This window comes from Streptomyces sp. NPDC051172 (assembly GCF_040682555.1).
Classification (GTDB): domain Bacteria; phylum Actinomycetota; class Actinomycetes; order Streptomycetales; family Streptomycetaceae; genus Streptomyces.
In genome coordinates this window covers 1-6426 of sequence record NZ_JBFBBE010000232.1, presented here as the reverse complement: position 1 = coordinate 6426, position 6426 = coordinate 1, and the positions used below count along the sequence as shown (strand labels likewise).

The 6426-nt window shown below is 67.7% G+C and carries 5 protein-coding genes and 2 pseudogenes; 3 read left to right on the top strand and 4 right to left on the bottom strand.

Going from position 1 to position 6426, the window contains the following annotated elements; translation table 11 throughout:
• Positions 1–92: 92 nt before the first annotated feature.
• The 4 genes from AB0N07_RS49360 to AB0N07_RS49345 all read right to left on the bottom strand — a co-directional run bounded on the left by AB0N07_RS49360 (position 93) and on the right by AB0N07_RS49345 (position 2952).
• On the bottom strand, positions 93–305 hold the full coding sequence (locus tag AB0N07_RS49360; RefSeq protein ID WP_365847329.1) for a hypothetical protein: 213 nt from the start codon (positions 303–305) through the stop codon (positions 93–95).
• 84 nt (positions 306–389) lie between these two features.
• Positions 390–767: a hypothetical protein gene (locus tag AB0N07_RS49355; RefSeq protein WP_365847327.1), complete on the bottom strand. Its 378-nt coding sequence runs from the start codon at positions 765–767 to the stop codon at positions 390–392.
• 210 nt (positions 768–977) lie between these two features.
• Positions 978–1292 carry an antibiotic biosynthesis monooxygenase gene (locus AB0N07_RS49350; RefSeq protein WP_365847325.1) on the bottom strand — a complete coding sequence of 105 codons (315 nt, stop codon included), beginning with the start codon at positions 1290–1292 and terminating at the stop codon, positions 978–980.
• 379 nt (positions 1293–1671) lie between these two features.
• On the bottom strand, positions 1672–2952 hold the full coding sequence (locus AB0N07_RS49345) for an IS701 family transposase (protein ID WP_365847323.1): 1281 nt from the start codon (positions 2950–2952) through the stop codon (positions 1672–1674).
• A gap of 136 nt (positions 2953–3088) precedes the next feature.
• Between AB0N07_RS49345 and AB0N07_RS49340 the strand changes: the two are divergent.
• The 3 genes and pseudogenes from AB0N07_RS49340 to AB0N07_RS49330 form a co-directional block, all read left to right on the top strand.
• A pseudogene (locus tag AB0N07_RS49340) lies at positions 3089–3517 on the top strand (transposase); the annotation flags it as partial.
• 112 nt (positions 3518–3629) lie between these two features.
• A complete protein-coding gene (locus AB0N07_RS49335) occupies positions 3630–4502 on the top strand; it encodes a transposase (protein ID WP_365847321.1) in 873 nt (290 codons plus the stop codon).
• A gap of 128 nt (positions 4503–4630) precedes the next feature.
• Positions 4631–6321: pseudogene (locus AB0N07_RS49330) on the top strand (ISAzo13 family transposase).
• Positions 6322–6426: the final 105 nt, after the last annotated feature.

Below are 6426 nucleotides of genomic sequence, written 5' to 3'. Positions count from 1 at the left end.
AGACCGAGGACTCGCGCCCGCGACCAGCCCGAGCACCCCGACCAAACCGCACACCAGCCCCTCCGACCTGCACGTTCGAAGATGGCGAAGGCTCACAGTCGCCGGGCCTGCGGTTCATCGCGCCGGCGGATGAGGAGCGTGCGGCCTGCGCGCACCAGGAAGACATCCACGCAGCAGATCGGAAGTGTGGCCACCTCGCGGCGGTAGAGCTCTTCGTCGATCCAGGTGACGACCTCGGGTGAGAGCGTCTCGCTCCAGTCCTGGCCGATGGATTCTGACGTCTGCAGCAAAGGCTTGAGGCCCATGGCTACTCATTCCTGGGTCGGGATGCGGACGAGGCCGTGTCCGACGGGTCAGGCAACAGGCGAAGGCTGGACCCCTCCATGAGGTCACTTCACTTCGACTGTGACCTTCCACGGCGTGACCACCGAAGGACAGATATGACCTGGGTCGGGGCGGCAGCGTCGTTGCGCGGTGATGGTGGCGGTGCCGTCATGTTCCGTGTGGAAGGCTGCTGATGCGTCGCCGCTCGGTGTCGTACCGCCGGCGGAACGCCGGAGAACGGCGGAGTCGCTGGATGTCGGGGTGTTCCAGACCCAGGTGAGTCCGTTCTCGCGGTAGCCGGTGAGCCGAACTTCGTTGTCGTCACCCAAGCTCGCGGTCACAGATCGACCGTTGTCCGAGTTCGTGAGCGCAATGCGCTGGGCCAGCTGGGCCCCGTCTGATGCCTGGCCGTGGGCAGCCGCCGGCGCCGCAGCAGCGGCCATGACAGTGATCAGGGCCAGGGCTGTGCCACACGGAGCGGCAGACCACTTCGTTCCCACCATGATTCCCTTCCGACCTTTGATCCCGCCGAGCGAACGTCACTCCCGGCGGCAACAGCAGACCGATCCTTCCGGTCAGCTCGACATGACAGCGAAGAGTCGGGGCCGAACCACTTGGCCGAGGGCTGTGGCGCCTGACCCGTCGGACACGTCCTAGGCGCCGGTGCCGGTGCCGGTGCCGGTTACCAGGTCCAGCCAGTCGACCTCCGCCGCGGAAACGTAGGCCTCCCGTGCGGCGGCGAAGTCCTCGATGTAGTCCTTGGAGGCGTGCTCCTCGAACGCGCCTTTGTCCCGGTAGAGTTCGTAGAGGATCCGCTCCAGCGGCCGGCCCTCGACGCGGTGCACCGCGAAGACCAGCGTCCCCGGCTCTTCGCCGCGGATCCGCTCCACGATGGGCGTCACCAGAGTGTCGAACGCGGTTGCCGCGGAGCCGTCTTTGCACATGAAGCGGACCACCAATCCGAACAAGCTCGTTCCTCTCCTGATCAAGTGGGCACCCCAGGCGCACGAGGCCGCCGCAGCAAAGGGCAGTGGGTTACGGCGGCGCTGGGGTTGCACAGTCCGTCGGCACTCGTGTCTCGGAGCTGGGTCTCCGGCGGCGCCGGCCCCCAGCGGTCGGCGCCGGAAGACAGGGACTGCGGCATGAGCCAGCAGGCGGCACCGCACTCGGCGGGACCCGCCGCACACATTGTGGAGCGGCGCCTCGGGTGAGGGCCAGTCCCTCTTCAGGGACGCCCGGGCGTGTACTTTCTAATAGGACTCCGTGAGGTCTATCTGGATCTTGGAGTCGTGGGTGGTCTGGCGGGTAGGGCTTGGTGGCAGGTGCTGCAGATGCCGGTCCAGCACCTCAGGATGCCCTGGAGGGTGTCGAGGATCTGGTAGAGGGTGAGACCGGTGTGGGCACTTTTGGGGCCAGGCGCTGTTCGGTGAGGAAGGCGTGGGCGGCGGTCACGAGGGTGATGTGGTGGTGCCAGCCCGGCCAGGAGCGGCCTTCGAAGTGGTCCAGGCCGAGGCCGTGTTTGAGCTCGCGGTAGTCGTGTTCGATGCGCCAGCGGACCTTGGCCAGACGGACCAGGTCGGCAGCGGAGGTGTCGGCGGGCAGGTTGGACAGCCAGTATTCAGTCGGTGCGTCGGCGTCGGCGGGCCATTCCATCAGCAGCCAGCAGTCGGGCAGGATCCCGTCCCACCAGCCTTGTTCGGCCGATGCCGCGGCCTTGATCGGACGCTCGACTGCTTTGCCGGCGGGCCGTACGCGCACGGCGGCGAAGCGGGAACGTAACTCTCCTCGGGAGCCGTTGCGCCAGGCCAGAGGGGCGAATGCCTCCTGCCCGAGCCTGATGGCCAGGGCAGCCACCGACGGTGCGGCCTGCCGGTAACGCGGCTGGGGCCAGCATCCGATGGGCCCGTTGCGCGCCGGGGCCACGGGCTCTGCCTCGAAGGGATGGGCGCTCACATCCGAGCGGATGGCCAGGACGTAGGCCAGGCGACGCTCGGACAGCGCTGTCCGCAGGTGTGCGTTGGTGCCGTAGGCCGCGTCGGCCACGACTACCGGCGGCTTCATGCCCCAGTCGGCCAGTGTGTCGAGCATGTCCAGGGCGAGGCGCCACTTCTCGCGGTGCGTGGCCTCGGGGGGAACGCGGGTGATGGCCCGGCGGGCAGTGTCCGACGCCCATTCCTCGGGCAGGAACAGCCGCCATTGCAGCGGGCAGGAGGCCGTGTCGGTCGCGGCATGGACGCTGACCGCGACCTGGCAGTTCGCGCGCTTGCCCAACGCCCCGCAGTACTGGGGAGCCACGGCGACCGACATCTGTCCGTCCTTGGGCACCGACACGTCGTCGATCACCCAGGCCGTCGGTTTGATGAGCGGCAGCATTCGCTCAACGATCCGCCGCTGCACCGGCACCGGATCCCATGTGGACTGGTTCACGAACTGCTGCAGGTTCTGCTCGTTGCCATCCGGCAGTCGCTTGGCCATCGCCTGGATCGACTTCCGGCGGCCGTCCAGCATCAGTCCCCGCAGATAACAGTCGTCCTTGGCCCGCTGATCCTTGCGCGACGCCGACGCGAACACATCAGCCACGTACAACGCCAACTTGGCCCGGACAAGGTTCACATCATGTGCGTCCACACATCCAACATGCTCGTGATCAGTACTGACAGGAAGACCTACCGGTAGTTCGTTGAATTGGGCGGTGGTGTGGGTTGACGGGAGGCAGGGCTGGTCGTAGGCCGGTGGTAGGAGTCAACTGCCTGGCTGGGGGCTGATGATGACTGCTCGCCGCCCGTGTCCGCCCGCGCCGGGACCGCTGGAGGAGTACGCGGCCCGGTTCGACGACCTCTTCTTCAGCCTGGCCCAGCGGCGGGGTTTTCGCGAGTACCTGACGGGACTGCTGGCGCCGCGGGAGCGGAACAAGACGATCACCTGCCTGGCAGGTGCGGAGCCCGTGGCGGGTGCGGGGACGCCGGGCGTGCAGCGGCTGCAGTTCTTCCTGTCCGAATCGCCGTGGGAGGCCGAGCAGGTCAACGACCGGCGCCTTGAGCTGCTGCGCGAGCAGTCGGCGACGGCTCCGCACGACGGCGGGGTCATCGTGATCGACGACTCAGGGGACCGCAAGGACGGCACCGCCACGGCCAACGTGGGCCGGAGGTGGCTGGGCCGGCTGGGCAAGACGGACAACGGCATCGTCACGGTGACCACGGTGTGGACCGACGGCCGCGTCTACTACCCATTGCACGCGCACCCTTATACCCCGGCCCACCACTTCGCCCGCGGCCGGTCCGACCCGGCCTTCCGCACCAAGCCGCATGTCCGCCGCCCTCGCGGTCCGCGGGAAGGAGGCGGGCTTCGGCTGCCGGGCGGTGGTCGCCGACTGCGCCTACTCCGTCAGCGACGACTGGTATTTCGCGCTGCGCGAGGCCGGCCTGGCCTACGTGGTGGCGCTCAAGCCGCACCGCGGCACCTGGGCCCGGGCCGACCAGCCACACACTCCCATCGAAGCCGCCCAGGCTCTGACCTGGCACGATGCCAGGCGTCCCGGCGACTGGACACCTGTGGAGCGTCACTTCCGCGACGGGCACACCGAGACCTGGTGGGCCGCTGATGCCCACCTGGGCGGCTACGGTCCCACCTCACCCTGCCGGCTGGTCGTGGCCACCACCGACCCGGCAGGCCTGCCGCCGAAGGCCACCTGGTATCTGGCCACCAGCCTTCCCCACCCCGACGCACCCCACGCCGCCGCCACCGGCCCCCACCCGCCGGCCGACCTCGCCGAGATCGTCCGCCTCTACGGACTGCGGCCCTGGATCGAGCAGAGCTACAAGCAGATCAAGGACGAACTCGGCTGGGCCGACTTCCAGGTCCGCTCCGACCGTGCCATCCGCCGCCACCAGACCCTGGTCAACTGCGCCTTCTCCTTCTGCTGGGACCAGTGGTTCGCCCCACCCGGACCCCTGGATGCCACCGCGCCGGACCCGTGCCCCGACGAGGGGTCAGAGAGGGGGACCGACCCAGTCCCACCGGCCCCAACTGCCTTGCTGACCCAGGGCCTTACGCGTCATCCGTTCCTGGCTCACCCCTGCCGTCACCCTCAACCGATGGTGGCAAGCCTGGACGGACAAGGACCCACCCTCCGAACTCCAGGCCCTGATCGACGCGGTCACCACCGGACACGGCATTGACCTCTACTGCCGAAGCTAACGAACTACCGGTAATTCCTGGTAGACCCCACTTGCTGTCGTACACCACGTCGTTAGGGCTCGCAGAGAATCAACGTGTTGCTTCGCGCGAGTGGGCTCGTTGGTCTGGTATGGGCATCTCGGATGAGATTCGTGATCAACTCGCTGTGAAGTTCGGGGTGTTGTTCCCGCATCTGGACGAGCGGCAGCGGCGGCTGGTGATGGGGGCCGAGGCCCGGATCTTGGGGCATGGTGGTATCCGGGCGGTTGCGCGGGCGGCTCGGGTCAGCGAGACGACGGTCCGCAAGGGTGTGGACGAGTTGGAGGCCGGCGAGGAGCCTCTGGGCCGGGTACGGAAGCCCGGCGGTGGGCGGAAGAAGGCCGTGGAGCTTGATCCGGGGCTGCGGCCCGCGCTGCTGGCGCTGGTGGAACCTGACGAGCGGGGCGATCCGATGTCGCCGCTGCGCTGGACGGTGAAGTCGACCAGGAACCTCGCGGCCGAACTCACCCGTCAGGGGCACAGGGTGAGCGCGGACACAGTCGGGGTCTGCTGCGCCAGGAGGGCTTCAGCCTGCAGGCCGGCTCCAAGACCATCGAGGGCAAACAACACCCAGACCGTGACGCCCAGTTCCGCTACATCAACGAGCAGGCCAGACAGCACATGGGCGCCGGACAACCGGTGATCAGCGTGGACACGAAGAAGAAGGAACTCGTCGGCGACTACAAGAATGCGGGCCGTCAGTGGCGGCCCGAGGGTGAGCCGGCACTGGTCAAGACGCACGACTTCCTGGACCGGCAGGGACCGGGCAAGGTGATCCCGTACGGGATCTACGACATCGCCGCGAACACCGGTTGGATCAGCGTCGGCACCGATCACGACACCGCCGCGTTCGCTGTCGCCTCCATCCGACGCTGGTGGCAGGCTCGCGGCCGGCACGACTACCCGGCCGCCACTCGTCTGCTGATCACTGCGGACGCAGGCGGGTCCAACGGCTACCGCACCCGCGCCTGGAAGACTGAACTCGCAGCCCTGGCAGCCGAGACGGGCCTGGACATCACGGTCTGCCACATGCCGCCGGGCACCTCGAAGTGGAACAAGATCGAGCACCGGTTGTTCTCCCACATCTCCATGAACTGGCGCGGTCGCCCGCTGAACAGCCACGACGTCATCGTGAACAGCATCGCGGCGACCACCACCCGCACCGGGCTGACCGTCCACGCCGAACTCGACCCGGGCACCTACGACACCGGCATCAAGGTCACCGACAGCGACATCGACGCTCTGCCCATGCACCGGCACCGCTTCCACGGCGACTGGAACTACACCCTCCACCCTCAGCCTCGCGACACCTCCAGCGCGACCGGTGAAACCGAGAGCCCGCGATCAGACACCCCACCCCAGCCGCCCTTCACCGGGTGTCTGCGCAACCCGGAGCTGACCGGCATGCCCGAACCGACGCTGGACGAAGTCGTCGACCAACTGGCCCAGGCACTGGATGAGTTACGTGAGCAAGGACGGCTCCGGCAGAGAGGAGGCGAGCGCATCCGTGCTCGCGGCGCCGGGGCCAAGGACAAACTGACCACCGCCGACAGAGTCCTGGCCACCGTGCTCTACCTGCGCAAACTCGCCACCCGAGACCTGCTCGCCCAGCTCTTCGGAGTCAACGGCAGCACTCTCACCAGAGCCGTTCACCAAGTCCAGCCCCTCCTCGCCGAACACGGCTACACCATTCCACCCTCGACAGCCAGGTTCCGCACGCCCGCTGACGTCACCGCGTTCCTCGCGAACAGCCGCCCCACGGGGATCAAATCAGCATGTTGATTCCCTGCGAGCCCGGGAGTGTAAATCTAACGGCGGATCCGACGATCATGGGAGTGACGTCAAATGACTGATACCGCCGTGGAGTTGGAGACCGTGGAGCCTGTC